Source organism: Corynebacterium liangguodongii, assembly GCF_003070865.1.
Taxonomy (GTDB): Bacteria; Actinomycetota; Actinomycetes; order Mycobacteriales; family Mycobacteriaceae; genus Corynebacterium; species Corynebacterium liangguodongii.
This window is the reverse complement of record NZ_CP026948.1, coordinates 1,778,465-1,804,907: the sequence shown is the minus strand read 5'-3', so window position 1 is coordinate 1,804,907 and position 26,443 is coordinate 1,778,465. Positions and strand designations below refer to the sequence as shown.

The window sequence follows — 26,443 nt, the reverse complement described above, 5'->3', positions numbered from 1 at the left end:
GATGGGAGCGCTCAACCCTCATGGCAGTCACCCAGGACTCATCCGACCTGCTTAAGTGCTCGTTTTGCGGCAAGCCGCAAAAGCAGGTGCGCAAGCTCATCGCGGGCGGTGGGGTCTACATCTGCAACGAGTGCATCGAGCTGTGCAACGAGATCCTCGAAGAGGAGCTCGTAGGGTCCGAGGACGCCGATGCCCGCGACGGCGAGAAGCTTCCCCGGCCGAGCGAGATTGTCGCCTTTCTCGATCAGTACGTCATTGGCCAAGACACGGCCAAGCGCACCCTGGCCGTTGCCGTCTACAACCACTACAAGCGCACCCGCGGGGTGAGCAGCTGGCGCAAGAGCAGGCGGGAGGAAGACGTCGAGATTGCGAAGTCGAACATCTTGCTGCTCGGCCCGACTGGCTCCGGGAAGACCTACCTCGCGCAGACCCTGGCGCGGATGCTGGGCGTGCCGTTTGCCATCGCGGACGCCACCAGCTTGACGGAGGCGGGCTACGTGGGCGAGGACGTAGAAAACATCCTGCTCAAGCTCTTGCAGGCGGCAGATTTTGACGTCGAGCGCGCCCAACACGGCATCATCTACGTCGACGAGGTGGACAAGATCTCGCGCAAGTCCGAAAACCCCTCGATCACCCGCGACGTCTCGGGCGAGGGAGTGCAGCAGGCGCTTTTGAAGATCCTCGAGGGCACCGTCGCCTCGGTCCCGCCGCAGGGCGGGCGCAAGCACCCGAACCAGGAGTTCATCCAGATCGATACCACGAACATCTTGTTCATCGTCGCGGGTGCCTTTGCGGGATTGGATAAGGTCATCGCGGAGCGGGTGGGCAAGAAGGGCATTGGTTTCGGCGCCGAGATCGATTCGAAATCCGAGCGCGAGGAATCGAACCTCCTGGCCCAGGTGCAGCCGGGCGATCTGGTGAAGTTCGGGCTCATCCCGGAGTTCATCGGGCGCCTGCCGATTTTGGCCAACGTCGAAGACCTCGACCGCGACTCCCTCGTGCGGGTGCTCAAGGAGCCGAAGAATTCGCTGGTCAAACAGTATTCGAAGCTCTTTGCCATGGACGGTGCGGAGCTGCGGATTGATGATGACGCGCTCGGGGAGATCGCCGATCGGGCGTCGATACGCAAAACGGGCGCCCGCGGCCTGCGCGCGATCATGGAGGAAATCCTCGTGCCCGTGATGTACGAGCTGCCGGACCGCGAGGACGTCACCGCCGTGGTGATCACCGCCGAGGTCGTCCGCGGGGAGGCGGAGCCGGAGTACGTCTCAGAGAAGACGAAGAAATCTGCCTAGCGCGGCGCTAGTAGATCTCGGGGGCCTCGATCGCGTACGCGTCGGCCTGCTTCGGCGCCTGCGCGTCCGGCTTCGAGGTGGCCTCGAGGTAGCTGGGGTAGCCCGAATCGGGAATATTCGAGGTGAGAAAGCCCAGCACCATGTCGATGGTCATGCGCCGCAGCCCCTCGGTATTGCGCTGGTTGGTCAGCTTCATCTGGCCCAAGGCGAGCGAGGCCTTGTGGTTGGCGATGCGGTAGACGCACACGGAGGAGACCAGCAACATCACGTCGGCCGCGGAGATGCCGGGGCGAAACGCGCCGGAGTCCTGGCCGAGGAGCAGGAGGCGCTCCATGTGCAAAAGCGCGTCGCTGTGCCCGCTGAGCGCCGCTGTCTCGCTGGGATCGAGCACGTTGTCGAGGTTTTCGCGCAGCATGAGGGCGACCGCGGCGGTGTTGTCCTGGAAGCGGTAGAAGATGGCGTCGATAAACCGGCGCATCCCTTCTACCGGCACCGCGTAGGAGCGCCCCATCACCTCGACGGGCGGGGAGATGGATTCCATGGCCCGGGCCAGCGCGCGGCGATAGAGGCCCAATTTGTCCGTGAAGTGGTAGTGGATCATGCGCTTGGACATGCCGGAGACCTTGGAGATGGCCTCGAGCCTGGTGGCGGCGAAGCCGTCTGCGGCAAACATGGACACGGCCGCGTCGATGACGCGGTCGAGGTCTTCCGAGCCGGTGGGGTAGACCTCGTCGAGGTAGTCCCCGCCTTCGCGCTCCGCCCCGGTGGGGCCGGGGTGCGAAGATCCGCGCGGCGGTGTAGCCACAGGAAGCTCCTTTCGGCGGGGAGTGGTCTGTATTCCACCTATGGTGCACGATAGCGCCGGGTAGCGTGGGATTCGGGGGAGGGCAGCGGGGGTAGATCCGCGGGCACGGAGGAGAAAACTCGCCGCACCTCGGCCCGCGAGGTGCACGGCGGGGGTAGGCAGGGGTGTGCCGCAAGCGGCGCTGGGAGCGGCACCGGCGGGGGTATAATCGGCCCGGTAGGACGCACCAATTCCGAAGGGGCACAACGCCATGGAACACAGGGACAACTCGTTGCACGCAGATCCGACGCTGGATACCTCACCGGTCAACGTCACGGTCACCGGGGCCGGCGGAAACATCGCCTATTCGCTGCTCTGGCGCATCGCCGCGGGCGAGGTGTGGGGGCCCAGTCGCAGGATCAACCTCACGCTGGCGGAGATCCCGCAGGCCGTGCGCGTCGCGGAAGGCGTGGCCATGGAGCTCAGCGACTCGGCGCTGCCGCTGGTGGGAAGCATCAACGTTACGGATAGCACCGAGCGCGCCTTCGAGGGCGCGAACGCGGCCTTCCTCGTTGGCGCGAAGCCGCGCGGGAAGGGGGAATCCCGCGAGGACCTGCTCGCCGCTAACGGGCGCATCTTCCTCGAGCAGGGACGGGCGCTGAACAATTCCGCGGCAGAGGATGTCCGGGTCCTCGTGGTGGGCAACCCTGCCAACACGAACGCCTACATCGCGAACAAGGCGGCGCCCGACATCGCCCCGGAGCACTTCAACGCGATGATGCGCCTCGACCACAACCGGGCGGCCTCCATGCTGGCGGCCAAGCTCGGCGTGGCTTCGGCCGCGATCGAAGGGCTGGCGGTGTGGGGCAACCACGCCGATACCCAGTTCCCGGACATCGCCCACGCCCGCGTCGGCACCGAGCCTGTGCGGGACCGGCTCGACGAGGTATGGTACGTCGACGAGTTCATCGGGCGCGTGGCGCGGCGCGGGGCGGAGATTATCGACGTCCGAGGCTCCTCCTCCGCGGCCTCGGCCGCCTCGGCGGCGATCGACCACATGCGCGATTGGGTGCGGGGGACCGGGGGTCGGTGGGTGACGGTCGCTTCCGTCTCGCACGGCGAATACGGCGTCGATGAAGGGCTTGTCTTTGGCTTCCCGGCCGTCGGCGTGAACGGGCGCTTTAGCGTGGTCGAGGGCCTAGAGCTCAGCGATTTCCAGCGCCAGCGCATCGCCGCGAACATCGAGTCTTTGCGCGCGGAGGCGGCGGTGGCGGATCGCCTTTTCTAGCTCTGCTGCTGGAGCGTCACAGCGCGCGGCTAGACTGTTGCGCGTGACTGATTCCAACGGGGCCAACGGGCAGACGAAACGACTGGTAGGCGCGAACCGCGCCGATGCGCTCCCGAAGTCGTGGGAGCCGGGGGAGCACGAGCGCTCCCTCTACGAGGGCTGGGTGGACAAGGGCTACTTCACGGCCGACCCCACCTCCGGCAAACCCGCCTTCTCCATCGTGCTGCCCCCGCCCAATGTCACCGGTCAGCTCCACATGGGCCACGCGCTCGACCACACGTTGATGGATTCGCTCGTGCGCCGCAAGCGCATGCAGGGCTACGAGGTGTTGTGGCTGCCGGGGATGGACCACGCGGGCATTGCCACCCAGACGAAGGTGGAGGCCAAGCTCAAGGAAGAAGAGGGCAAGGACCGCTACGACTACGGCCGCGAGGAGTTCGTCAACCGGGTGTGGCAGTGGAAAGAGCGCTTCGGCGGCACGATCACCACGCAGATGCGCGCGATTGGCGATAGCGTGGATTGGTCGCGGGAGCGCTTCACGCTCGACGAGGGGCTCTCCCGGGCGGTCCAGACCATATTCAAGCAGCTTTTCGACGCCGGGCTGATCTACCGCGATTACCGCCTGGTCAACTGGTCCCCGGTCCTGGAGACGGCGGTGTCCGACATCGAGGTCGTCTACAAAGACGTCGAGGGCGAGTTCGTCTCCATCCGCTACGGCTCGCTCGATGACGCCGAGCCGCACATCGTTGTTGCCACCACGCGTGTGGAGACCATGCTTGGCGACGTCGCAATTGCCGTCCACCCCGACGACGAGCGCTACGCCCACCTCGTCGGTGAGACCTTCCCCCACCCGCTGCGCGACGACCTCACGCTCACCGTCATCGCGGACGATCACGTGGACATGGAGCTGGGCACCGGCGCGGTGAAGATCACCCCGGCGCACGACCCGAACGACTACGAGATGGGCCTGCGCCACGACCTGGACATGCCGATCATCATGGATGAGAAGGGGCGCATTGCGGATACGGGCACCCGCTTCGACGGGATGAGCCGCGAAGACGCACGCGTCGCGGTGCGCGAGGCGCTGGCGGAGCAGGGCCGCATCGTCAAAGAGATCCGCCCCTACGTGCACTCCGTCGGCCACTCGGAGCGCTCCGGCGAGGCGATCGAGCCGCGGCTGTCTCTGCAGTGGTTTGTCAAGGTGGACAAGCTCGCCGAGATGGCCGGGGACGCGGTGCGCTCCGGGGATACCAAGATCCACCCGCAGTCGATGGAGAAGCGCTACTTCGACTGGGTCGACGACATGCACGATTGGACGATCTCGCGCCAGCTGTGGTGGGGCCACCGCATCCCGATTTGGTACGGCCCCAACGACCCCGACAACGAGGTCGTCTGCGTCGGCCCCGACGAGGAGCCCCCGGCCGGCTACACCCAGGACCCGGATGTGCTGGATACGTGGTTTTCCTCCGCCCTGTGGCCGTTTTCCACGATGGGCTGGCCGGAAAAGACGCCCGAGCTGGAGACGTTCTACCCCACGTCGGTGCTGGTGACGGCCTACGACATCTTGTTCTTCTGGGTGGCGCGCATGATGATGTTCGGCACCTTCGCCGCGGCGCAGACCCCCGAGCTGCTCGGCGCGGGCGCGGGCGGCCGCCCCCAGGTGCCGTTTACGGACCTCTACCTCCACGGCCTCGTGCGCGATGAGAAGGGCCGGAAGATGTCGAAGTCGCTGGGCAACGGCATCGACCCGATGGATTGGGTTGAGCGCTTCGGCGCTGATGCGCTGCGCTTCGCGCTCGCCCGCGGGGCGAACCCCGGGGTCGACCTGCCAATCGGCGAGGACAACGCGCAATCGGCGCGCAACTTTGCCACCAAGCTCTACAACGCGACCAAGTTCGCCCTGCTCAACGGCGCCGCCGTGGCGGAGTTGCCGGCGCGCGCGGAGCTCACGGACGCCGATAAGTGGATCCTCGACCGGGTCGAAGATGTGCGCGGGCGGGTCGATGCCTACCTCGACGACTACCAGTTCGCGAAAGCGAACGAGGAGCTCTACCACTTCGCCTGGGACGAGCTGTGCGATTGGTACCTCGAGATCGCCAAAACCCAGATCCCGCGCGACGAGGCGGCGGCCAGTGAGGATGAGCGCGCCCGCGGGCAGCGCACGCGCATCGTGCTCGGCCGTGTGGTCGACGTCGTGCTGCGTCTGCTCCACCCGACCATGCCGTTTGTCACCGAGGTGCTCTGGACCGCGCTGACCGAGCAGGAGACCATCACCCTCGCCCCGTGGCCCACCTCCGCCGACACGAACGGCGGGGCGGAGACGGATGCGGAGGCGCGCCGCCGCATCGAAGACGCCGTCAAGCTCATCACCGAGCTGCGCCGCTTCCGCTCTGACCAGGGGGTCAAGCCCTCCCAGAAGGTGCCGGCCCGGCTCGATTTCGCCGCGGCGGACTTAGCCGAGCAAGAAGAGCTCGTGCGAGCGATCGCGAAGGTGAGCGTGCCGGAGGGCGGGTTTGAGGCGTCGGCAAGCGTGGAGGTGCGGCTTGCCCGCGCCACCCTCGACGTCGCGCTCGATACCTCGGGAACCGTCGACGTCGCCGCGGAGCGCAAGCGGCTGACCAAGGAGCTCGCCGAGGCCGAAAAGGAGCTCGAGACCACGGGCAAGAAGCTCGCCAATGAGTCGTTTCTGGCCAAGGCCCCCGCCGAGGTCGTGGAGAAGATCCGGGCGCGCCAGACCGTCGCCCGGGAGGAGTTCGAGCGCATCAACGCCCGCCTCAGCGCACTGCCGGAGGCTTAAGGTGATGGAGGACAACGAGCTCTACGACGTCTCCCTGGAGCAATCGGGCCTGCGCCTCGGCCTCGGCAGCCCCGACCCCACGAGCGGGGAGGGCGCGGGCCGGCGGCGACCGGTGAGCGAGCGTGACCTCGCGGAGCTGCGGCGGGTCGAAGACGTGCTGCTCGAGCGGTTTGGCGAGACCCAGATCGATCCCACGCTGGACCGGGTCCGGCTGGTGATGGACCTGCTCGGCGAGCCGCAGCGGTCCTTCCGCGCGATCCACGTCGCCGGCACCAACGGCAAGACCTCGACGACGCGGATGATCGATTCGCTCCTGCGCGCCTTCGGCCACCGCGTGGGGCGCACGACGAGCCCCCACCTGCAGACAATCACGGAGCGCATCGGCATCGACGGCGAGCCGGTCCACCCGGCGGTCTTCGTCGACACCTACACCCAGATCGCACCGTACATTGAGATGGCGGAGGAGCGCCTCGGCCAGCGCCTGTCCTACTTCGAGGTGCTGGTCTGTATCGCGTACGCCGCGTTTGCCGACGCCCCCGTTGAGGTCGCCGTCGTCGAGGTCGGCATGGGTGGGCGCTGGGACGCCACAAACGTGATCGATGCCGACGTCAACGTCATCACCCCTATCGGCCTCGATCACACGGAATACCTCGGGGAGACGATCGGGCAGATCGCCGGGGAGAAGGCAGGGATTATCACCAACCCCGACTCGGTCACCATCGTCGCCGACCAGGAGGACGAGGCGATGGATGTGGTGCTTGAGGCAGCCGTCGCGGCGGATTCCGCGGTGGCCCGCCTCGGGCTCGAATTCGGCGTGGAATCCGCCGGGGTGGCCGTGGGCGGCCAAACCCTCACGCTGCGGGGCCTGAGCGGAACCTACGACGAGATCTTCCTGCCGCTGCCCGGCCCGCACCAGGCCCGCAACGCCGCGGTGGCCCTAGCCGCGGTGGAGGCGTTCCACGGGGCGAGCGCGCAGCGCCCCCTCGACGCCGATACGGTGCGCAAAGGCTTCGCCGATGTGCAATCCCCGGGCAGGCTCGAGCGGGTGCGCGCGACGCCGACGACGTTTATCGACGCCACCCACAACCCCCACGGTGCCCGCGCGCTCGCCCAGGCCCTGTCCGCGGATTTCGACTTCACCCGCCTCATCGGCGTTATCGCCGTGCTCGGAGACAAAGACGCAACCGGGATCCTCACGGAGCTCGAACCGGTGCTCACCGAGGTCGTGATCACGCAGAACTCCTCGCCGCGCGCACTCGACGCCTACGAGCTCGCGGGCGAAGCCCGCGAGATTTTCGGCGACGAGCGCGTGCACGTCGCCGAGACCCTGCCAGCGGCCTACGAGCTCGCTGTGGAGCTCGCCGAGGACGCCCTCGCGGAGGTCGGTGTGCAATCCGGCTCCGGGGTCGTCATCACCGGCTCCGTCGTCACCGCCGGTGAAGCCCGCGCGATGTTCGGAAAGGACCCCGCATGACCCGCCCCGATGTCAGCCCACTCGGCCCCGGCAAACAGCCCGTGAAAGACCCGATGGCGGGCCTGCGCGGCGTGCTCTCCGGCACGCTTGTCATGGAAGCGTTGACGATCTTTTTGGTGCTCCTCGTCGTGCTCAAGGTCGACGACGGGGCGCACTGGACCACGGTGAACTGGGTCTATGTCACCGTGGTAGGCCTGGCGCACCTCGCGATGTCGTTCGCGCAGCGCTTCAGGGGCGCCCTCGGCATCGACCTGGCGCTGCAGGTCCCCGTTGTATGCGGGTTCTTCGTGCATTGGTCGCTCACCGCGGTGGGGGTGATGTTCGCGGTGGTGTGGGTCTTCATCCTGTCCTTGCGGGCGGATCTGATCGCGCGCATGCGCCGCGGTTATTTGGTCACTCAGCACTTGGGTACGGCCGAGGACGACTAGCGTCGCACCGCGCCTGTGTGACTTGGGTTAAACTCGGTCGGTAGTTGTTACGCAAGCCAAGTACCACAAGGAGTGGCATGACCCAATCCATATTCATCACCAGCGCCAAGCGCACGCCGATCGGAACCTTCGGGGGTTCCCTGTCGAAGTTCTCCACCATCGACCTGGGAGCGCACATCGCCAAGGCCGTCATCGCCGATTCAGGGGTGTCAGCCGAAGAGTTCGATTCCTCGGTGTGGGCGAACGTTGTGACGACGGTCCCGCGCGACTTCTACACTTCGCGCGCCGTGGCGCTCGAGGCGGGCATGAAGGAGGGCTCGCACGCTTACGGCGTCAACCGCCTCTGCGGTTCAGGCGTGCAGGCGGTGGTCAGTGCCTCTCAGCAGCTCCTCACCGACGACGCGAAGCTCTCGCTCGTCGGCGGCGTGGAAATCATGAGCCAGGCTCCTTACTCGGTCGAGGGCATGCGTCAGGGCCGCAAGATGGGCGACGGCAAGCTGGTGGACTGGCTCACCGGCGCGCTGACGGACCCGATGGGCAACGGCATCATGGGGATGACTGCAGAGAACGTTGCCGCCCAGTACGGCATATCGCGCGAGCGGCAGGACGAGTTCGCCTTGCAGTCGCAGACCCGCGCCGCCGAGGCGATTGCGGCCGGGCGCTTCGCTGAGCAGATCGTCGCGGTGGGCGACTTCGCCATCGACGAGCACCCGCGCCAGACCAGCGCGGAGAAGCTCGCCGGCTTGCGGCCGTCGTTTAGCAAGGAAGGCACCGTCACCGCGGGAAACTCCTCCGGCATCAACGACGCTGCCGCGGCTCTTGTCATGACCGGGGAGTCCGGCCTGTCGCAGTACGGCCTGGAGCCGCTGGCGAAGGTCGTCTCCTGGGGGCTGGCCGGCTGCGACCCGAAGTACATGGGCCTTGGCCCCACCGTCGCCGTCCCGCGCGCTCTGGAGAAGGCTGGTCTGAAGCTTGAGGACATCAAGCTTATCGAGTCCAACGAGGCGTTCGCCGCCCAGGCGCTCGCCGTGTCCGACCAGCTGGGCTTCGACAACGACAAGACGAACATCAACGGCGGCGCAATCGCGCTCGGCCACCCGATTGGTGCCACGGGCGTTATCTTGATTACCAAGCTCATCCACTCCCTGCGTGACGCCGGCGGCGGCCTGGGTCTTGTCACCGCCTGCATCGGCGGCGGACAGGGAATCGCTCTCGTTCTGGAGGTTTAAGGAATACTCATGGCAACGAACATCACCACCGCAGCAGTTCTCGGCGCGGGCTCGATGGGCTCGGGTATCGCCGCGCTGCTCGCAAACGGCGGCATCAAGGTCCACCTCCTCGACCTGCCCTCCGACGGCGAGGACCGCAACGAGCGCGCCCGCCGAGGCGTTGAGATGCAGCTCAAGCACCACGGCTTCGCTCGCCCCGAGTATGCGGAGCGCATTGTGCCCGGCAACACCGAAGATCACCTCGATCGCCTCGCCGAGGCCGAGTGGATCGTCGAGGCAGTCTTCGAAGACATTAACGTCAAGCGCGACACCTTTGCCAAGGTCGACGCACACCGCGCCCCGGGGACCCCGGTGACCTCGAACACCTCGACCATCCCGCTGTCCACCCTTCTTGAGGAGGCGAGTGAGGAGTTCAAGGCAGACTTCGCCATCACGCACTTCTTCAACCCGCCGCGCGTGATGCGCCTCGTCGAGCTCGTCCAGGGCCCCGCGACCTCTCCGGAGGTAGGCGAGAAGCTGCGCCAGATCCTCGAGCGCGACCTGGGCAAGGTCGTCATCGACTGCCGCGACACCCCGGGCTTTATCGCCAACCGCATCGGCACCTTCTGGATGGGCGCCGGCGCGCAGGTCGCCTTCGACCAGGGAATTGTGCCGGAGCAGGCGGATGTCGCCTTCGGTCGCCCCTTCGGCGTGCCGCGCACCGGCGTGTTCGGCCTCTTTGACTACGTCGGCCTGCAGGTCGCCCCCCACATCTGGAACACCCTGCTCAAGGCGCTGCCCGCCGAGGACGCGCTGCAGGACTTCGGGGTGACCGATTCCCCGCAGTTCACCGAGCTTTTGGAGAAGGGCTACACCGGCCGCACCGCGGAGTCCGGGTTTTACCGCGGCCGCGGCGAGGTCTACGACTTCGAGGCACACGACTACCGCCCGAAGCAGGCCTTCGAGGTTCCGAAGGACCCAAAGGAGCTTATGGAGTCCGGCACGCCGGAGGGCAACTACGCCCGCGAGGTCTTCCGCCTGACACTGAAGTACTGCCTCGACACCGCGGCCGAGGTCGCACCGACCGTCGAGCCGATCGACGTGGCCATGGAGCTCGGTTACGGCTGGAAGAAGGGTCCGTTCGCGCTCGCCGACGCGATCGGCCTGGACTACGTTGCATCGCTTTTCGACGCCACCCCTGAGCTTTTGGAAGCCGCCCGCGCGGCCGGAGGATTCTACGTCGACGGCAGTGTGCTCGGCACCGACGGGCAGCTCACCGAGCGCGCGGAGCGCGAGGGCGTGCTGCGTGTCTCCGCACTGGTCGAAGGTGCAGAGGTCATCGCGGAGAACGCCGGCGCGACCGTTTACAAGCTTGATGACGGCATCGGCGTGTTTTTCTACAAGACCCCGATGAACTCCTCGACCGACGACGTCACCGGGCTCTTCACCAAGGCCGGCGAGTGGGACCTCAAGGCACTCGTCATCGCCAACGACGAGGAGCGCGCGTTCTCCGCCGGGGCGAACTTGCCCCGCCTAGCGGAGATCTCCGGCCCGCATGGCGACGAGGCCGCCCGTAAGGCGACTATCCGCCAGGGCATCGACGGCCTGCACGCGCTGCGCCGCGCTCCCTACCCGGTCATCGGCGCTGTCCGAGGCGTCGCTCTCGGTGGAGGCATGGAGCTGCTCCTGCACACGGATGCCTCCGTCATCCACGGCGAGACCCGGGTCGGCTTCCCGGAGCGCAATGTCGGCCTCTTCCCGGCCTGGTCCGGCCCGGTGCGCTTGCTCGAGCGTTTGCTCGAGCTCGGTGTGTCGGACGCGCACAAGGTCGCCTTCCACGCGCTACTCAACGTGCGGCCGGTCCCGGCGTTCAACGTCGATTTCTGGCGCGAGAACGACCGCGTCATCATGAGCCCGGACCACGTCGTCGAGCAGGCCCTTGAGCTCGCCCGAGAGCTTGCTGAGGGATACGCAGCCCCGACTGATGCCGAGCTTCCGCTGACGGGCGAGGAGCTGAGCTACACCGAGGGCTCCGAGACGGATAAGGCGATCGGGGAGGCCCTCGCATCCGTCTTCGCTGGGGAGGGCACGGCCACCGAGGCGGAGCTCGCGGACCGCCAGGTCAACGCGGCCTCCGACGTGCTCGCGCGCCAGGAGAACGCCGACCGCGCCGCACACATGGCGAAGACCCGCAAGCCGCTGAACAACTAGCACCTCGGCGCCCTAAGCCGCGGCACGCGCAAGCGCCCTCCGGATCATCCGGAGGGCGCTTAGCCGTCTTCTACGCAGACTCGCCCTCGAGCGGGATTTCCTGCAGCTTGAGGCGCTCGATCTTGCCGGTGGGGCTCTTCGGGATCTCGTCGATGAAGTCAACCGCGCGGATCTTCTTGTACGGGGTGACACGCTCGGCGACCCACGCCATGATCTCCTCGGCGGTGAGCAGCGAGCCCTCGGTTTTCACGATGAATGCGCGCGGGATTTCTAAACCATCGCGCATCACGCCGACGACTCCGCAGTCGGTGATCTCGGGGTGAGTGAGTAGAAGCGCCTCAAGTTCCGCAGGGGGCACCTGGTAGCCCTTGTATTTAATCACCTCCTTGGCGCGGCCGACGATGTAGAAGGCGCCGTCTTCCGCGACCCGTGCGATGTCGCCCGTGCGCAGCCAGCCGTCCTCGCTCAACACGGCGGCGGTGGCCTCCGGGTTGTTGAGGTAGCCGACCATGACCTGCGGGCCTTTCACCACGATCTCCCCGGTCTCGCCGGCGGGTACCTCGTTGTCGTTGTCTAGCTCGAGCAGCTTGCACTGCGTGTTGGGGCCGACGTATCCGATGGAGCCGGGTTCGGTTTTACCGGCTACCCCGAGGTGGGTCAGCGGGGCAGCCTCGGTCATGCCGTAGCCCTGGAAGACGGTGACGTCGATACGCTCTTCGAGCATTCGCGCTGTCTGATTATCCAGCGGGGCCGCGGCGCAAATGATATGATTTGTGGTGGCGAATTTTTCTGGCGTGACGGCCGGGTGCTTGGTCAACACGACCGCGACGGGCGGCGCCATGAATGTGAGATTGATCCCGTACTTCGGGTGGGCGTCGATGAATTGCGGGAGGTCGAACTTCGGCAAGGTGACGATGTGGTGACGCCCGTAGAGCTGCGATAGTAGCGAGGTTGTGAGCCCGTAGATGTGCGTATAGGGCAGGGGGCTGAGGATATTGATGCGCTGTGTGATGCCGCTAGCTTCTAGACCGGCTTTGGTTTGAGCCATGTTCGCCGTGATCTGGCGGTGTGCGAGGACGACGCCCTTCGACAGCCCTGTCGTGCCGGAGGAAAATGGGATCGCAGCGATGTCGTCGGGCGCGAGTTCTACCGCGGGGGCGGGGTGGTTGCCGCTGGCTAGGGTGAGGACCTCGCTGCTAAAAACTTGCGGGGTTTCTTCGAGATCTGTGGTGCCGACATAGAGCTTCGCGTCAGCGAGTGAGACAAACTTCTCCACGTCGGACTGGTTGAGCAGTGCCCCGAGGGGGGAGACGACCGCGCCTGCGCGGAGGATTCCGAGCAGCGCGACGACGTAGCTGATGGTGTTGGGGATCTGTAGGGAGACGACGTCGCCCTTGCCGATGCCGCGTTGCGCGAGCACGCCCGCGAAGGACTCCGCCAGCTCGCGGAGCTCACCGTAGGTGACGGAGGCGTCGGTCGTCGCCTCCGTCACTGCGGTCCACGACGCTTCTTCGTCGGTCAGCCCGCCGAAGATGAGATCGAAGATCGAGGTGGAGGGGATGTCGACGGAGGGGAATGGGCTGGTGTAGATCACGGATGCCTTCTTTCACTTTTGCTAACTGGACACCGGCCCGCCTGCCGGTCTTTTTGGGGAGCGGGTCTAGCGGTAGGCGGAGACCCCGGTGATGCTCTTTCCCACGATGAGAGACTGGATCGTATCCGTGCCTTCGTAGGTGTGCAGCGCCTCGATGTCGGCCATGTGCCTGATCACGTCGTTTTCTAGCAGGATGCCCACGCCGCCGAACATGTCTCGGGCGTTGGCAGCGATGCGGCGCGCGGACCGGGTGGTGTGCACCTTCGCCAAGGACGCCTGCTTCTCGTTGAGCGTGCCGGCCTCTTCGAGCTCGAGCAGGCGCTTGCAGTAGAGGGCCATCGAGGTGAGATCCATGAGCATGTCGGCCAGCCGCTGCTGGATGATCTGGTTCTTGACCAGCGGGCGGCCGAACTGCTCGCGTTCCTTCGCGTAGGCCAGTGCCTTCTCGTAGCAGTCCATGGCCGTGCCGAGCGCGCTCCACGCCACCCCGAGGCGGGTGCCGGTGAGGATCGCGGCGGTATCGCGGAAGGAGTTCGCGCCGGGCAGGCGGCGGGAGTCGGGCACCCGGACGTCGTTAAGCGTGATGTGTGCCTGCGGCAGACCCCGGAAAGATGCCTTGCCGGTGATCGTCTCGGCGTGGTAGCCCGTTTGATCTTGGTCGACGATGAACCCGCCGACCTCGCCGTTGTCCATCCGTGCCCAGACGATCGTGATGTGGCCGACGGAGCCGTGGCCGATCCACTTCTTCTCGCCGTTGATGACCCACTCGTCGCCCTCGCGGCGCGCCGAGGTTTCCAGGGCGACGGAGTCGGAGCCGTGGTTCGGCTCGGTCAGGGCGAAGGCGCCGCGGATCTCCATCCGCGACATCGGGGCCAGGTACTTCGCCTTCTGCTCCTCGGAGCCGCACAGGCTAATCGACTGCATGGCGAGGCCGGCCTGCACGATAGGGGCGGTGGCGGTGGAAATATCGAGACGCGCGAGCTCCATCGTGATGAGCCGGTTGGCGCGGATGCTCATCGGCGGCTGGCCTTCGATGTCGATGCCGTCCCTCACAAGTCCTCGGCGAGCTGCTTCTTCGACGGCGGGGATGTTGTACTCGGCGGCCTCCCAGGCGTCGTTGACCTGGGGGCGGGCCCATTCGGCGTACTCGCGAGCGGTATTCCACCAGGCGAGATCCTCGCCGTCGACGTCCGCGAAGACTCGGTAGTAGTCGGTGTGGGCGGAGAGCAGCTCGTCGGCTGTAAGCGACATGTGTGGCCTTTCTGCTGGGGTGACGGGGGCTAGTCGATGCTGCGCAGCTCGCGGCGCAGGATCTTGCCGGAGGGGTTTTTCGGAATGGCGTCGATAAAGTCGACGGCGCGGACCTTCTTGTACGGGGTGACGCGATCGGCGACCCAGCCCATGAGCTCGGCCTCGCCGAGTTCGGCGCCGTCTTGCTTGACGACGAACGCGCGCGGGATCTCCAGCCCGTCACGCTCCACGCCGACCACCCCGACGTCCTTGACCGCCGGGTGGGTGAGGATGAGCGCCTCGAGCTCGGCGGGGGCGACCTGGTAGCCCTTATACTTGATCACTTCTTTGGCTCGGTCGACGATGTGGAGGTCCATGTCTTCGTCGAAGTAGGCGATGTCTCCGGTGCGCAGCCACCCACCTTCGATCAACGTTGCTGCGTTCGCTTCGTCGTTGTTAAGGTAGCCGGACATCACCTGCGGCCCGCGTACGAGGACCTCGCCGCGATCCCCTGGCGCGAGGTCTTCGAGTGTGTCCGGATCCACGATGCGCAGCTCGGTGTTGGGGATGGGCTTGCCCACGCTCGAAGGGGAGGTCTCGTGGCGTACGTTCGCCGTGACGAGGGGCGATGCCTCGGTCATTCCCCAGCCCTGGATGACTCTCGTGTTAAGCCGCTCTTCGACAGCTCGCAGCGTCGCTTCGCTCAGCGGCGCTGCTCCGCACATAAGCAGATCGAGGTTGGCAAACCATTCGGGATTGATTGCGGGGTCCTTTGCCAGCGGGATAGCCATAGGCGGAGCGGCGAAAGTGAGCTCAATGCCGTACTCGTCATGGGCGCGGAGGAAATGGTCCATGTCAAACTTCGGCAGGGTATAGAGGTGCTGGCGGTTGAGAAGAGGGCCGAGCAGGATGATGGTGAAGCCGTAGATGTGGGAAAACGGTAGGACTGCTAGTGTTTTGGCGCCGCGGCGCACGCCGTTGCGGGCCAGCATGTCATTGGACTGCAAGATGTTGGCAACGAGGTTCCGGTGCGTAAGTACGACCCCCTTGGGAAGCCCCGTTGTGCCGGAGGAAAACGGCACGACCGCAATCGAGGCGGGGTCGACCGCCACATCGGGGGCGGCGAGGGCGTGTGTGATGATGCTGGGCAGCTCCATGGAAAAGATCTGGGGCACAGCCTCCATGTCGGTGGGGCCGATATACAGCTTCGAGGAGGACGCCTCGATGATGTGGGAGACGTCTGCCTGGTTCATGAGCATGCCGATGGGGTTGACAATGGCGCCGAGCTTCGCGATGCCGAGCAGGGCCGCGGCGAAGTTGATGGAGTTGGGAACCTGCAGCGTGACGACGTCACCAGGGCCGATGCCGCGGGAGTGGAGCTCTCCGGCGATCGCATCGGCCATCGCCTTGAGCTCCCCGTAGGTGACGGAGGTGCCCGTGGTCAGCTCTGTCACGGCGGGCAGCGCCGCCTCCGCGGGGCCCAGCGAGCCGATCACCAGCGCGTAGATATCGGTCTCGGGGATGTTTAGCGCTGGGTACGGGCTCGCGACTACACCGCCAGCGGTTGTGACTACGGTCATGTGCATCTCCTTAGTGTGACGGGCAACGCAATGACGTTAGTTATAGCAGAGAAACAAGTACCCGCGCAGGAAAATGGGCCCGCCGGGTAAGGCGGGCCCATCTCACAAGGGGGGGGGGGAGGGGTTTAGCGGTAGGCGCTGACCCCGGTGATCGTCTTGCCCACGATGAGCGATTGGATCGTATCCGTGCCCTCGTAGGTGTGGAGGGCCTCGATATCCGCGAAGTGGCGGATGACGTCGTTTTCGAGCAGGATGCCCACGCCGCCGAACATGTCTCGCGCGTTCGCGGCGACGCGGCGGGCCGCGCGGGTGTTGTGCACCTTGGCCAGGGCGGCCTGCTTCTCGTTGAGCTCCCCGGACTCCTCGAGCTCGAGCAGGCGCTTGCAGTAGAGCGCCATGGCGGTGAGATCCATGAGCATGTCGGCGAGCCGCTGCTGGATGATCTGGTTTTTCACCAGGGGGCGGCCGAACTGCTCGCGCTCGGAGGCGTACTTCAGCGCCTTCTCGTAGCAGTCGATGGCGATGCCGAGCGCGCTCCAGGCCACGCCGAGGCGGGTGCCGCCCAAGATCCGCGCGGTGTCGCGGAAGGAGTTCGCGCCGGGCAGGCGGCGGGAGTCGGGCACCCGGACGTCGTTAAGCGTGATGTGCGCCTGCGGGATCCCGCGTAGCGACGCCTTCCCAGTGATCGTCTCCGCGTGGTAGCCCTCGGCGTCCTGGTCGACGATGAACCCGCCGACCTCGCCGTTGTCCATCCGCGCCCAGACGATCGCGATGTGCCCGACGGAGCCGTGGCCGATCCACTTCTTCTCGCCGTTGATGACCCACTCGTCGCCCTCGCGGCGCGCCGTAGTCTCCAGCGCCACCGAATCCGAGCCGTGGTTCGGCTCGGTCAGGGCGAAGGCGCCGCGGATCTCCATCCGCGACATCGGGGCCAAGTACTTCGCCTTCTGCTCCTCGGAGCCGCACAGGCTAATCGACTGCATGGCGAGGCCGGCCTGGACGATGACGGCGGTGGCGGTGGAGGCGTCGACACGCGCGAGCTCGAGCTCGATGAGCCGCGTCGCACGGATGCTCATCGGCGCCTCGCCCGCGATGTCAATGCCCTCGCGCACGAGGCCGCGGCGGGCCGCCTCTTCGACGGCGGAGATGTTGTACTCCGCGGCCTCCCACGCGTCGTTGATGAAGGGCCGAGCCCACTGGGCGTAATCGCGCGCCTTGGTCCACCACGCGAGGTCCTCGCCGTCGACGTCCGCGAAGACGCGGTAAAAATCGGTGCGGGAGGCGAGCAGGTCGCTCGCGGCGTTCATCTCGTCGGTAGCCATGGCTAGCTCGTGAACGCGCCGACGCCGGTGACGGACTTTGCCACGATGAGCGACTGCATGGTGTCGGTTCCTTCGTAGGTGTGGAGGGCCTCGATATCCGCGAAGTGGCGGATGACGTCGTTTTCGAGCAGGATGCCCACGCCGCCGAACATGTCTCGCGCGTTGGCAGCGACGCGGCGGGCCGCGCGGGTGTTGTGCACCTTGGCCAGGGCGGCCTGCTTCTCGTTGAGCTCCCCGGACTCCTCGAGCTCGAGCAGGCGCTTGCAGTAGAGCGCCATGGCGGTGAGATCCATGAGCATGTCGGCGAGCCGCTGCTGGATGATCTGGTTTTTCACCAGGGGGCGGCCGAACTGCTCGCGCTCGGAGGCGTACTTCAGTGCCTTCTCGTAGCAGTCGATGGCGATGCCGAGCGCGCTCCAGGCCACGCCGATGCGGGTGCTCATGAGCACCTTGGCGGTGTCGCGGAAGGAGTTGCAGCCCGGCAGGCGGCGGTCGTCGGAGACGCGGACGTTGTTGAGCTTGATGTGCGCCTGCGGGATGCCGCGCAGGGATCCCTTGCCGGTGATCGTCTCCGCGTCGTAGCCTTCCTGGTCCTGGTCGACGATGAACGCGCCGACCTTGCCGTTATCCATGCGCGCGTAGACCACCGTGATGTGCCCGACGGAGCCGTGGCCGATCCACTTCTTCTCGCCGTTGATGACCCACTCGTCGCCCTCCTGGTGGGCGGTGGTCTCCAAAGCGATGGAATCGGAGCCGTGGTTCGGCTCGGTCAGGGCGAAGGCGCCGCGGATCTCCATCCGCGACATCGGGGCCAGGTACTTCGCCTTCTGCTCCTCGGAGCCAAAGCTGTTGATGGACTGCATCGCCAGGCCGGCCTGGACGCCAATTGCGGTGGCGGTGGAGGCGTCGAGACGCGAGGCCTCCATGCCGATGATGCGCTTGGCGCGGATGCTCATGTGCGGCTGGCCCTCGATGTCGATGCCGTCGCGGATCAGGCCGCGGCGCGCGGCCTCCTCGGCGGCGGGGATGTTGTACTCCGCGGCCTCCCACGCGTCGTTGATGTAGGGGCGTGCCCACTCGCAGAACTCGCGGACCTTCTTCCACCACTCGAGGTCCTCGCCGTCGACGTCCGCAAAGACCTGGTAGTAGTCGCTGCGGCGATCGAAGGGGACTGCCTGGAACTCGGTGAACTCAGGGATGGGCTTGGTGGCGTCAGACATGGGATTTTTCCTCCAATAGGGTTGCCTGGGACATTGCTACTGCTCATTGTGACTCATGTCGCATACCTGCGCAACTAGTTTGTAGCGCCAAGTGGAGGGGCCTCACCCGTTTTCACCCCCGGCTAGGCTTGGGGGTCATGCGCACCTTGTGGTTCATCCTCGCGGCCATCTTCTCCCTCGCCGCGCTTTTCGGGAACTGGTTCCAGCTGCCGGGCTGGGTCCCGCTGGTCTCCCTCGCCATCGCCGGGGCGTTCCTCGTCCTCGGCTTCTTCGAGGCTTCCCGGGACGCCCGGGCGCTGCGTGCTAAGGGGGACCAGGTCGCATTGAGCGAGGAGCAGCGAGAGACGATCCGCCGCATGGTGGGCGAGGGCAACCGCCCGCTGGCGATCCGCCAAGTGCAGATGTGGTTCCGCAACGTCTCGGCCGAAGACGCCGCCCGCATCGTGCGCGAGCTCTAGGCGCTTTTAGTAGGGTTGACAACCATGACTGAACGCACACTTATCCTCATTAAGCCGGACGGCGTGGCAGCCGGTCACGTCGGCGAGATCATCACCCGCATCGAGCGCAAGGGTCTCAAGCTCGTCGAGCTCGACCTGCGCACCGCCGACCGCGAGACCGCGGAGAAGCACTACGCCGAGCACGCCGGCAAGCCCTTCTTCGGCGAGCTCGTTGACTTCATCACCTCCGCGCCGCTTATCGCCGGCATCGTCGAGGGCGAATCCGCCATCGCCGCGTGGCGCCAGCTCGCCGGCGGCACCCACCCCGTGGAGAAGGCCACGCCCGGCACCATCCGCGGCGACTTCGCCCTCACCGTGGGGGAGAACGTCGTGCACGGCTCCGACTCCCCGGAATCCGCCGAGCGCGAAATCGCCATCTGGTTCCCCAATAAGTAACGCCTCCCGTTACCGCTGTACTGCGCTGCCTCTCGCAGCACAGTACAGCGGCAGCACAGTGCCGTGCGCGTGCCCTCACGCACGCGCACGGCGTTTTCCGTATCTGGGCGCCGCGCTGCTCTCGATCCCCGCGTTCGACCCCCGCGTTCGATCCCTGCGTTCGCCTCCCTTGGGGCGCCACGGACATGAACCCGGGGTAAACGCGGGCCGAAGAGTTGGGTAACAGGCTGCGGTGGTGTTGCACCGGGGAACACTGCGGTAGACGATGACGGTATGTCTGACCATTCCGATCCCCGCGCCCAGGATCGCACCTTCAACCGCCGCTCCTTCATCGTCGGGTCCGGCGTCGCCGCCGCCACCACCGCCGCAGCCCCGTTTGCCGCCGCGCAGATGTCCTCGGCCATGTCCGGCTCATCCATCGTCAGCGGCCGCGCACTCCCCGGTGCCCCCGAATCCGAGTACTCGCACTTCATGCACGGCGTCGCCTCGGGCGACCCGACCCCGGCCTCCGTGATTTTGTGGACCCGCGTGACGGTGAGCCCCGAAGCCACGCCAGGCTCCGGGCTCGGCCCGGAGGCAACCGTTGGGTGGGAGGTTTCCACCTCCCCGGATTTCAGCACCGTGGTGCGCTCCGGAACCACGGTGACCGGCCCTGAAGACGACCACACGGTCCACGTCGACCCGATGGGGCTGGAGCCCGCGACGATCTACTTCTACCGGTTTAGCTACAACGGGGTCTACTCGGCGGTCGGCCGCACGAAGACCGCCCCCGCCTACGACGCAGACGTCGAGCAGATCAACTTCGCCCTCGCCTCGTGCGCGAACTGGGAGGCGGGCTACTTTGCGGCCTACCGCGACATGGCCGAGCGGGCCGAGCGCGACGAGCTCGATGCGGTGGTTTTCTTAGGGGACTACATCTACGAGTACCCGACCGGCGAGTACGCCGGTAAAAGCGGGGTCTCGCGCGTGCATTCCCCGGTCAACGAGACGATCACGCTCGCGGACTACCGCACCCGCCACGGCCGCTACAAGCAGGATCTCCAGCTGCAGCGCGCGCACGCCGCAGCGCCGTGGATCGTGATCTGGGACGACCACGAGACGGCCAACAACTCCTGGCGCGAGGGCGCCGAGAACCATTCCCCGGAAACGGAGGGGCCGTGGTTGGACCGCCGCAACGCCGGGCAAAAGGCCTACTTCGAATGGCTGCCGGTGCGCGCCACGAAGCCGTCTGATGGTGGGCACATCTACCGCAGCCTGCAGTTTGGCTCGCTGGTTACCCTCACGATGATGGACCTTCGCACCTACCGCGACGCGGAGCCCTCGAGGCTCGATGCCACGGCCGCGGGGCGCGAGATGCTCGGCCCGGAGCAGTTCGATTGGCTCACCGGTGTCGTGCGCAACTCCACGACCACGTGGAACGTGATGGGAAACTCGGTGATGATCGCCCCGCTGACCCTGGGCTCCCTCGCCCCGACGAGCTCGGAGGCGGTGCTGGTTAACCGTCTGATAGAGGATTTCTCCACCCTCGTCGCGGGCATCCCCTTCAACCCCGACCAGTGGGACGGCTTCGCGTGGGCCCGCAACCGGCTTTTTGACGCCCTCGCCGCCGACGACGCCAACGTGCTCTTCCTCACCGGCGACATCCACACCGAATGGGCCAACTCGATTGTCCACAATGGCCGAGAGATCGGGTGCGAGCTGGTCACGTCGTCGATTAGCGCCGCGAACGTGGGCGATACCGTGACCACCTACACCAAGGTCTACCACCCGACCGACAACCCGGTCTCGCTGCTGGCGGAGAGGTTCCTGCGCGGGCTTAACCCGGCGGTCAACCACGTTGACTTCGACGCGCACGGCTACGCGGTGGCCCGCATCCGCCCCACCGAGGTGGGCATGGAGTTCTACCGCGTCGAGGACTACGAGAACCCGGATTCGGCCGTAGGCCTGGCGCTGACCCGCCTCTGGCGCGCCGGCGCAGGCTACGTCTAGCGCTCCTTCTAGCTCCGCGGAGCGCGCCGCGGCGCTCAAGAGGGCGCAGCGGGGCGGACTGTGACACAATGGGTGCGAAGCATCACCCGGGAAGCGGGGATGCTGTGAAGCTTTCACTCATCGCATCCCGCGTCGGGAGGCGGCACTGTGCGGCGGCGGCGATACGTAACTCTCCAGCGCCCGGTGGCGCCATAACGGCGCGGACAAAGAACTAGGAGAATACTGTGTCGGAGACTACCCGCGGCCGCGGACGGAAGAGCAACGGGGCGGCGTCGGCGGACAAGCGGCACCCGGCTGCGGACTTTGACCGCGCCACGCTGTCGGATAAGACGCGGGTGTTCCAGCTTGCGAAGCAGCTCGGAGTGCCCTCGAAGGAGCTCGTCGTCGCCCTCAACGAGCTCGGCCTGGTCAAGGTCGCTCAGTCCTCGCTCACCCGGGCGGAGAGCGAGCGGCTTCTCGACGCCTTGGCGGACCCCGCCCAGCCCGTCCCCGCACCGGCTACCAGCGAGGCAGCCGCCGAGATCGACGAGAAGATCCGGCGGCGCGTGCGCAAGGACGTCGAAAACGAAATCCACCAAATCGAACAGAAGGTGGACCAAGAGCTCGATCCCGGCGAGAGCGCCCCAGGCGGGCCGCATGAGCCGGTCGAGCCGGACGGGCCGGACGGGGCAGCACCCGAGCAGGAGGACGTAGGCGAGCTTCTCACCAACGTCGAGCCCGAGGTCACCCCGGCGCCCGAGGGGACCGAGCCGCCCGCCTACGTCCCCCTCTTCAAGGCGCCGACGCGCGGCCAGCGGCGCCGCGCCGCGCGCGCCAGGGCACAAGAGGACGAAGACCGCACGCGCGGCGAAGGCGCCGACGACAGTTCTGTGCCTACTGCATCCTCTGCGCCGTCCGCGGCCGCGCAGCCGGGCGAGAACGCAGCCGACTCGTCAGCCCATGAAGGCGGCAGCAGCGGTGCGGACGAGGCGGTCGAGGTCATCGACGAGCCTAAGGCGATCCGCGGCTCCTCGCGCCTCGAGGCTCAGCGCCGCCGTCGCAGCGAGAAGCGCGAAGAGGACCGCAAGCGCTCCAAGATCGTCTCCCAGGCCGAGTTCCTCGCCCGCCGCGAGTCGGTCGAGCGCGTCATGGTGGTGCGCGAGCGACCGCGTCACGACGGCCCGGGCACCATCACCCAGGTCGGCGTCCTCGAAGACGGCGTCTTGGCCGAGCACTTTGTCACCTCCGAGGCGAATTCCTCGATGATTGGCAACATCTACCTCGGCCGCGTGCAAAACGTGCTGCCCAGCATGGAAGCCGCCTTTATCGACATCGGGCAGGGGCGCAACGGAGTTCTCTACGCGGGCGAGGTGGATTGGAAGGCCGCCGGGCTCGGCGGGCGCACCCGGCGCATCGAACAGGCCCTCAAGTCGGGAGACCAGGTCATCGTCCAGGTCACCAAAGACCCGATCGGGCACAAGGGCGCGCGCCTGACCACGCAGATTTCCCTGGCGGGGCGCTACCTGGTCTACGTCCCGGGCGGGCGCAGCGCCGGGATCTCCCGGAAGCTCCCGGCGCCCGAGCGCAAGCGGCTCAAAGATATTTTGGCCAAGGTCGTGCCCGGCAAGGGTGGGGCCATCATCCGCACCGCGGCCGAGGGCGTGCCGGAGGAAGCCATCGGCGCCGACGTCGCGCGCCTGCACACCCAGTGGGAGACCATCCAGGATAGCGCCGAGCGCGAAAAGGCCTCCAAGGGCGCGAAGCCTGTCACCCTCTACGAGGAGCCCAACCTGCTGGTCAAGGTCGTGCGCGACCTGTTTAACGAGGACTTCTCCGCGCTCGTCGTCGACGGCACGCGGCCGTGGAACACCGTCCACGCCTACGTTAGCTCCGTCGCGCCCGACCTCGTCGAGCGCCTCGTGCGCTACGACAAGGCGGAAAACGACGGCCAGGACGCCTTCGAGGCCTACCGCATCGACGAGCAGATCCAGAAGGCGCTCTCGCGCACGGTGTGGCTGCCCTCCGGCGGGACCTTGATCATCGAGCGCACCGAGGCGATGACGGTGATCGACGTCAACACCGGCAAATTCACCGGCTCCGGAGGCTCCCTCGAGGAGACGGTGACGCGCAACAACCTCGAGGCCGCCGAGGAGATCGTGCGTCAAATGCGGCTGCGCGATATCGGCGGGATGATCATCGTCGACTTCATCGACATGATTCTGCCCGAGAACCAGGAACTCGTCCTGCGCAGGCTCAAAGAGGCGCTCGGGCGAGATCGCACCCGCCACCAGGTTTCCGAGGTCACCTCGCTCGGGCTCGTGCAAATCACCCGCAAGCGCCTCGGCACCGGCCTGCTCGAGACCTTCTCCACCACGTGCGAGTGCTGCGGTGGCCGCGGCGTCGTCGTGACCGAAGATCCCGTCGACGCCATCGAGGAGCACTCCAGCGCGCCCGAGCGCGGGGCGCGCAAGAAGCCCGCCGACGACTCCCGGGAGCGAGGCGTAAGCGGGCGCGCCTCCGACATCGCCATCGATGAAGACGCGCTGGATCAGCTTGCAGCCTCGGTCATCCGCGGCGACGCAGGGGCCGAATCGGCAAAGATGACACACGCGGCGCAGCACGGCGAGGGCGGTCGAGCTGAGGCAGAGGCCACCCATGCCTCGGGCGGGCGCCGCCGCGGCCGGCGCGGCTCCGGCCGCGGCAAGGGGGCACGCGACCAGCACGGCGCCCACGGCGATGCGACAGCGCTCGAAGAGCCCAAGGCGCCTCGTGATGAGGTTCGTGATGAGGTGCCGTCTCGGGGCGCCGAGGAGCGCGCGGAGACCCGCGGCGCCGCAACCGAGTCGTTCGAGAAGGCCGTGGAGGAGTTCGAGAACTCGCCGCGTCGCCGGCGCCGCACGCGCGGGAACTCCCGCTCGGACCACAGGCCCCGACCGGAAGATTTCTGGGGCGAGAGCGAGCCCGAGGCAGGGCAAGACTCCGGGAAAGAGACCTCCCACGACACCCCGGCGCAGTCACGCGAGCCGGAGCGCGGGGCGGTGGAGGAGGCCGGGCGCGCGGACGCCCCGGCGGCCCGTGCGGTCAGCGCGACCCGCGGTCGGCGCCGCGCCGTGCGCCGCAGCACCGCGTCCCCGCTGGCGGGGAACGAGAGCGCCGGCAAAGCTGGGGCGGCCGGGGTCCAGGAGTCAAGCGGCGCGGAGCGCGGGGGCGTCGATAAGCGTGAGCCCGGAACCGGCCGCGGTCGGCGTAGGGCCACGAGGCGGCGCGCCACACGGCGCTAACGCCCGTATGCGCAACGGGCGCGGTTTGGAAAAGCAGGTGGGCGCGTAGTAGGCTTTGGCAGTCCGTGTTTTGGGGTGTGCGCGCCTGAAAGCCTTCAGCATGCAGGCACGGCGCGCCTGTCTACAGGCCCCAAGACGCAAAAATTTCACTGTCCTAAACGGTCTCCGATGCATGCCGGAGCCGTACGAGTTGAGATAAGGGGTAACCCTCTATGTACGCGATCGTCAAGACCGGCGGCAAGCAGTACAAGGTTGCCGAGGGTGACCTGGTCCGGGTCGAGAAGCTCGAGGGTGAAGCAGGCGATACGGTTTCGCTCACCCCGGTCCTTCTCGTCGACGGGGCAGAAGTCACCACCGGCCAGGATGCGCTGTCCAAGGTCAACGTTGAGGCTGAAATCGTCGAGCACGGCAAGGGCAAGAAGATCGACATCCTCAAGTACAAGAATAAGACCGGCTACAAGGTCCGCCAGGGCCACCGCCAGCCGCAGACCACCGTCAAGATCACCGGCATCAAGTAACTACAGGGAGAATACTGACATGGCACACAAGAAAGGTGCATCCAGCTCCGCGAACGGTCGTGACTCCGAGTCCAAGCGCCTCGGCGTGAAGCGCTTCGGTGGCCAGCAGGTCAAGGCCGGCGAGATCCTCGTCCGCCAGCGCGGCACCAAGTTCCACCCGGGCGACAACGTCGGCCGTGGCGGCGACGACACGCTCTTCGCCCTCGCGGCAGGCGCGGTCCAGTTCGGCATCAAGCGCAACCGCCGCATCGTCAACATCGTCCCGGCAGACGGCCAGGGCGTAGCCTCCGAGGTCCTCGAGGCCGCAGAGGCGGCGGGCGTGGTTGAGGAGACCGCGACCGCGTAGCACCTCACGCGTCGTTGAGCCCCCGGCCCGCGGTCGGGGGCTTTTCTCTGTAGCAACGGGCTCCCGCGTGTAGCCTGGCCGCGTGAGTACACTTGAAGAGTTCGACGCATCTGGCCGTCACGCACCCAGCCCCCAGGGCCCGCCGCTCGGGTACGGCGCGCAGCAACCGACCTACGGCGCGCCGTACCCGGGTGGCGTCGGCGGCGCTCCCGCCGCACCAGGGACCGTGTTCGCGGGGCCGCAGTGGGGCGTTTTCGACCCCGTTACCTTTAGCTTCAAGCGGGTCTTCTCGCACACCTGGCACTTCTGGGTCCTCTTTCCGCTGGCGTTTTTCGTCGCGCTGCTCCTGGGGACGATGGCCGGGGTTATCCCGCTGGCGATCCGCCACGCCGACGAGGCCAGCCCGGATTTCTCCGGGGGAGAAATCGCCTTCCTGATCATCCTCTACGCCGTGCTGTTTATCGCCAGCACTTACTACTCCGCGGTGGTCTACAACGCCGCGCTGCGAGAGACGCAGGGAGAAGAGCAATCCTGGTCGACGGCGTTTAAGAACGCCCCCTTTGGGCGCATGCTCCTCTCCATGATCATGATCGTGCTGGCCGAATTTGCCTACGTGATCGTCGGCGCCGTGTTGATCGGCGTGGCAGGGTCAGTCGTGGGCTGGCTGGGCGCGGTCGTTGCCATTCCCGTCACCGTAGGCCTTATCCCCGTGTTCCTCGTCCTCGGGTTCTACCCCTTCTACGTGCTCGACGGCCACGGCGTGGGCGAGGCGTTCTCCCGCGCGTGCCGGGACGTGTTCTCGCACTTCTGGAAGCTCCTCGGGGCCTACCTCATCCTCGCCATCATCGCCTACGCCCTCGTGCTTTTCACCATTGGGTTCGGCATCGTCTTTGCCATGCCGGCCGCAATCTTGGGCTCCGCGTTTATCTACCGGAAGGTCTCGGGTGGCGATGTCGTCCTCAACCTGGGCGGCAAGGGGGTCTAGCGCCGCTGCGCCGGCGCCGTC

At 66.7% G+C, this 26,443-nt stretch carries 20 protein-coding genes; 14 read left to right on the top strand and 6 right to left on the bottom strand.

From position 1 onward, the window contains the following. The first annotated feature begins 20 nt into the window (after positions 1–20). A complete protein-coding gene (gene clpX / locus C3E79_RS08545; RefSeq protein WP_108404536.1) occupies positions 21–1,295 on the top strand; it encodes an ATP-dependent Clp protease ATP-binding subunit ClpX in 1,275 nt (424 codons plus the stop codon). 7 nt (positions 1,296–1,302) lie between these two features. Here clpX and C3E79_RS08540 read toward each other — a convergent pair whose 3' ends face one another. Beyond that, positions 1,303–2,100 (bottom strand): TetR/AcrR family transcriptional regulator, encoded by a 798-nt coding sequence (locus tag C3E79_RS08540; RefSeq protein WP_235840713.1) that lies wholly within the window; start codon positions 2,098–2,100, stop codon positions 1,303–1,305. Positions 2,101–2,350: 250 nt separating this feature from the next. Here C3E79_RS08540 and C3E79_RS08535 point away from each other — a divergent pair, with 250 nt between their 5' ends. The 6 genes from C3E79_RS08535 (at position 2,351) to C3E79_RS08510 (ending at position 11,485) form a co-directional block, all read left to right on the top strand. Next, on the top strand, positions 2,351–3,367 hold the full coding sequence (locus C3E79_RS08535; protein WP_108404534.1) for a malate dehydrogenase: 1,017 nt from the start codon (positions 2,351–2,353) through the stop codon (positions 3,365–3,367). A gap of 37 nt (positions 3,368–3,404) precedes the next feature. Beyond that, the gene (locus C3E79_RS08530) at positions 3,405–6,164 is read left to right on the top strand and encodes a valine--tRNA ligase (protein WP_412778877.1); all 2,760 of its coding nucleotides are present in this window, start codon (positions 3,405–3,407) and stop codon (positions 6,162–6,164) included. A gap of 4 nt (positions 6,165–6,168) precedes the next feature. Continuing rightward, complete coding sequence (gene folC / locus C3E79_RS08525; protein ID WP_108404532.1) at positions 6,169–7,638, top strand: bifunctional tetrahydrofolate synthase/dihydrofolate synthase; 1,470 nt, start codon at positions 6,169–6,171, stop codon at positions 7,636–7,638. Continuing rightward, positions 7,635–8,066, top strand: coding sequence for a DUF4233 domain-containing protein (locus tag C3E79_RS08520; RefSeq protein WP_108404531.1), 432 nt, complete (start codon positions 7,635–7,637; stop codon positions 8,064–8,066). Before folC ends, C3E79_RS08520 begins: the two co-directional genes overlap by 4 nt. Before the next feature lie 77 nt (positions 8,067–8,143). Then, positions 8,144–9,295 (top strand): acetyl-CoA C-acyltransferase, encoded by a 1,152-nt coding sequence (locus C3E79_RS08515; RefSeq protein WP_108404530.1) that lies wholly within the window; start codon positions 8,144–8,146, stop codon positions 9,293–9,295. Positions 9,296–9,304: 9 nt separating this feature from the next. Next, positions 9,305–11,485: a 3-hydroxyacyl-CoA dehydrogenase NAD-binding domain-containing protein gene (locus tag C3E79_RS08510; protein ID WP_108404529.1), complete on the top strand. Its 2,181-nt coding sequence runs from the start codon at positions 9,305–9,307 to the stop codon at positions 11,483–11,485. A 70-nt stretch (positions 11,486–11,555) separates the two neighbouring features. Here C3E79_RS08510 and C3E79_RS08505 read toward each other — a convergent pair whose 3' ends face one another. The 5 genes from C3E79_RS08505 to C3E79_RS08485 form a co-directional block, all read right to left on the bottom strand. After that, on the bottom strand, positions 11,556–13,079 hold the full coding sequence (locus C3E79_RS08505; RefSeq protein ID WP_108404528.1) for an AMP-binding protein: 1,524 nt from the start codon (positions 13,077–13,079) through the stop codon (positions 11,556–11,558). Between the two features lie 66 nt (positions 13,080–13,145). Beyond that, complete coding sequence (locus C3E79_RS08500; RefSeq protein WP_108404527.1) at positions 13,146–14,330, bottom strand: acyl-CoA dehydrogenase family protein; 1,185 nt, start codon at positions 14,328–14,330, stop codon at positions 13,146–13,148. A 29-nt stretch (positions 14,331–14,359) separates the two neighbouring features. After that, positions 14,360–15,889: an AMP-binding protein gene (locus C3E79_RS08495; protein ID WP_108404526.1), complete on the bottom strand. Its 1,530-nt coding sequence runs from the start codon at positions 15,887–15,889 to the stop codon at positions 14,360–14,362. Between the two features lie 125 nt (positions 15,890–16,014). Beyond that, complete coding sequence (locus C3E79_RS08490; protein WP_108926555.1) at positions 16,015–17,211, bottom strand: acyl-CoA dehydrogenase family protein; 1,197 nt, start codon at positions 17,209–17,211, stop codon at positions 16,015–16,017. A 2-nt stretch (positions 17,212–17,213) separates the two neighbouring features. Next, positions 17,214–18,431, bottom strand: a complete 1,218-nt coding sequence (locus tag C3E79_RS08485) for an acyl-CoA dehydrogenase family protein (RefSeq protein ID WP_108404525.1) — start codon at positions 18,429–18,431, stop codon at positions 17,214–17,216. 137 nt (positions 18,432–18,568) lie between these two features. On the opposite strand from C3E79_RS08485, the gene C3E79_RS08480 reads away from it, so the two are divergent. The 7 genes from C3E79_RS08480 to C3E79_RS08450 all read left to right on the top strand — a co-directional run bounded on the left by C3E79_RS08480 (position 18,569) and on the right by C3E79_RS08450 (position 26,422). After that, positions 18,569–18,889 (top strand): hypothetical protein, encoded by a 321-nt coding sequence (locus C3E79_RS08480; protein WP_108404524.1) that lies wholly within the window; start codon positions 18,569–18,571, stop codon positions 18,887–18,889. A 24-nt stretch (positions 18,890–18,913) separates the two neighbouring features. Continuing rightward, positions 18,914–19,324 carry a nucleoside-diphosphate kinase gene (ndk, locus tag C3E79_RS08475; RefSeq protein ID WP_108404523.1) on the top strand — a complete coding sequence of 137 codons (411 nt, stop codon included), beginning with the start codon at positions 18,914–18,916 and terminating at the stop codon, positions 19,322–19,324. A gap of 273 nt (positions 19,325–19,597) precedes the next feature. After that, a complete protein-coding gene (locus tag C3E79_RS08470) occupies positions 19,598–21,313 on the top strand; it encodes an alkaline phosphatase D family protein (protein WP_108404522.1) in 1,716 nt (571 codons plus the stop codon). Between the two features lie 224 nt (positions 21,314–21,537). Next, positions 21,538–24,573, top strand: a complete 3,036-nt coding sequence (locus C3E79_RS08465) for a translation initiation factor IF-2 N-terminal domain-containing protein (protein ID WP_108404521.1) — start codon at positions 21,538–21,540, stop codon at positions 24,571–24,573. Positions 24,574–24,785: 212 nt separating this feature from the next. Beyond that, positions 24,786–25,091 (top strand): 50S ribosomal protein L21, encoded by a 306-nt coding sequence (gene rplU / locus C3E79_RS08460; RefSeq protein ID WP_108404520.1) that lies wholly within the window; start codon positions 24,786–24,788, stop codon positions 25,089–25,091. A 19-nt stretch (positions 25,092–25,110) separates the two neighbouring features. Next, a complete protein-coding gene (gene rpmA / locus C3E79_RS08455; protein WP_108404519.1) occupies positions 25,111–25,437 on the top strand; it encodes a 50S ribosomal protein L27 in 327 nt (108 codons plus the stop codon). 82 nt (positions 25,438–25,519) lie between these two features. Further along, positions 25,520–26,422 (top strand): ABC transporter ATP-binding protein, encoded by a 903-nt coding sequence (locus tag C3E79_RS08450; protein ID WP_146183428.1) that lies wholly within the window; start codon positions 25,520–25,522, stop codon positions 26,420–26,422. The last annotated feature ends 21 nt before the right edge of the window (positions 26,423–26,443 follow it).

What these genes read in the sequence shown, in the direction of transcription:
- clpX (WP_108404536.1), top strand. Translation starts at nt 21, where the DNA reads ATGGCAGTCACCCAGGACTCATCCGACCTGCTTAAGTGCTCGTTTTGC.
- C3E79_RS08535 (WP_108404534.1), top strand. Translation starts at nt 2,351, where the DNA reads ATGGAACACAGGGACAACTCGTTGCACGCAGATCCGACGCTGGATACC.
- folC (WP_108404532.1), top strand. Translation starts at nt 6,169, where the DNA reads ATGGAGGACAACGAGCTCTACGACGTCTCCCTGGAGCAATCGGGCCTG.
- C3E79_RS08520 (WP_108404531.1), top strand. Translation starts at nt 7,635, where the DNA reads ATGACCCGCCCCGATGTCAGCCCACTCGGCCCCGGCAAACAGCCCGTG.
- C3E79_RS08515 (WP_108404530.1), top strand. Translation starts at nt 8,144, where the DNA reads ATGACCCAATCCATATTCATCACCAGCGCCAAGCGCACGCCGATCGGA.
- C3E79_RS08510 (WP_108404529.1), top strand. Translation starts at nt 9,305, where the DNA reads ATGGCAACGAACATCACCACCGCAGCAGTTCTCGGCGCGGGCTCGATG.
- C3E79_RS08500 (WP_108404527.1), bottom strand. Translation starts at nt 14,330, where the DNA reads ATGTCGCTTACAGCCGACGAGCTGCTCTCCGCCCACACCGACTACTAC.
- C3E79_RS08495 (WP_108404526.1), bottom strand. Translation starts at nt 15,889, where the DNA reads ATGACCGTAGTCACAACCGCTGGCGGTGTAGTCGCGAGCCCGTACCCA.
- C3E79_RS08490 (WP_108926555.1), bottom strand. Translation starts at nt 17,211, where the DNA reads ATGGCTACCGACGAGATGAACGCCGCGAGCGACCTGCTCGCCTCCCGC.
- C3E79_RS08485 (WP_108404525.1), bottom strand. Translation starts at nt 18,431, where the DNA reads ATGTCTGACGCCACCAAGCCCATCCCTGAGTTCACCGAGTTCCAGGCA.
- C3E79_RS08480 (WP_108404524.1), top strand. Translation starts at nt 18,569, where the DNA reads ATGCGCACCTTGTGGTTCATCCTCGCGGCCATCTTCTCCCTCGCCGCG.
- ndk (WP_108404523.1), top strand. Translation starts at nt 18,914, where the DNA reads ATGACTGAACGCACACTTATCCTCATTAAGCCGGACGGCGTGGCAGCC.
- C3E79_RS08470 (WP_108404522.1), top strand. Translation starts at nt 19,598, where the DNA reads ATGTCTGACCATTCCGATCCCCGCGCCCAGGATCGCACCTTCAACCGC.
- rplU (WP_108404520.1), top strand. Translation starts at nt 24,786, where the DNA reads ATGTACGCGATCGTCAAGACCGGCGGCAAGCAGTACAAGGTTGCCGAG.
- rpmA (WP_108404519.1), top strand. Translation starts at nt 25,111, where the DNA reads ATGGCACACAAGAAAGGTGCATCCAGCTCCGCGAACGGTCGTGACTCC.